Annotated in this window: 1 protein-coding gene and 1 pseudogene; both read right to left on the bottom strand. The window is 59.6% G+C overall.

Annotated features, from left to right (window positions below; all coding sequences use genetic code 11):
* Nucleotides 1–307, bottom strand: a pseudogene (locus tag K5E19_RS23360) (dipeptide ABC transporter permease DppC); the annotation flags it as partial.
* A gap of 9 nt (nucleotides 308–316) precedes the next feature.
* Nucleotides 317–634, bottom strand: a 318-nt coding sequence (locus K5E19_RS23355; protein ID WP_221553312.1) for an ABC transporter permease subunit, incomplete at its 5' end; no start/stop codon positions are given.

Below are 634 nucleotides of genomic sequence, written 5' to 3'. Positions count from 1 at the left end.
GCAGCGACAGACGCGCGCCGTACATCAGACGTGACAGCACGTCACGGCCCACATCATCGGTACCGAGCAGGTGCGTCAGGCTACCGCCGTCCTGCCACGCAGGTGGCGCGAGTAGCGCATCGCGGAACTGGTCCGCCGGGTTATACGGTGCGAGGAAGTTCGCAAACACCGCAATCAGGATCATGATAACAACATACACCAGCCCTACCACCGCGCCTTTATTGCGCTTGAAGTAGTGCCAGAATTCCTGCAGCGGCGTCATAGGAACCGGTGCAGCGACCACGTTATTTTGAGTGACTTGTGACATGACGGCCCCTTACTTCTTATGACGAATACGCGGGTTCACCACGCCGTACAGCAAATCGACCAGCAGGTTGACGAGGATAATCATCGTCGCAACCAGCAGCACACCGCCCTGCACAACCGGATAGTCACGGCGCTGCAGCGCGTCAATCAGCCAGCGACCGAGGCCCGGCCAGGAGAAGATGGTTTCCGTCAGGATCGCCCCTGCCAGCAGCGTCCCCACCTGCAGACCGATAACGGTAACGACCGGCAGCATGGCGTTACGCAGGGCATGAACGATGATCACGCGCATGCGGGTTAACCCTTTGGCACGCGCGGTACGGATGTAATC

The organism is Enterobacter sp. RIT637, assembly GCF_019718755.1.
Classification (GTDB): Bacteria; Pseudomonadota; Gammaproteobacteria; order Enterobacterales; family Enterobacteriaceae; genus Enterobacter.
This window is presented reverse-complemented; position numbering and strand designations above follow the sequence as displayed.